The sequence below is a fragment of the Clostridium boliviensis genome, from assembly GCF_033342255.1.
Lineage (GTDB): Bacteria > Bacillota > Clostridia > Lachnospirales > Lachnospiraceae > Lacrimispora > Lacrimispora boliviensis.
In genome coordinates this window covers 1-348 of the sequence record NZ_JAWONS010000215.1, presented here as the reverse complement: position 1 = coordinate 348, position 348 = coordinate 1, and the positions used below count along the sequence as shown (strand labels likewise).

General features: G+C 55.5%; 1 protein-coding gene. It reads right to left on the bottom strand.

Features of this window, described 5'->3' with window-relative positions; genetic code table 11:
• On the bottom strand, positions 1 to 348 hold a 348-nt coding region (locus tag RZO55_RS12590; RefSeq protein ID WP_318064634.1), incomplete at both ends, for a hypothetical protein.

Below are 348 nucleotides of genomic sequence, written 5' to 3'. Positions count from 1 at the left end.
GGGAAATGGCCTTTTGATAGGCTCTTAACGCCATTTGGCTCAATCTTCTATGGAAACCGATGTTCCCCAGTCCGATGAGCGATGCGACTTGCAAATGGGTGTCGTCGGCGATTTTCCCGTAGATGAATGCCTGTTTGCCGGCTTGCTCTGCCGCGCCGAAATTTTCCCGGTCGGCCAATAGTTCACAGGCGAGCAGGTGGGCTTGGGATGCGAGCCGGGCGGCATTCTTCTGAAAGGGAGAAGGTTGCCGGGCGAGGAGTGTCGTGTGATGGCAGTAAAGAGGAAGAATTGCCTCAACCTCAAAGGGATGACCCCCGAAGAATAGATCCTGGCAAGCGGCGATTCCGC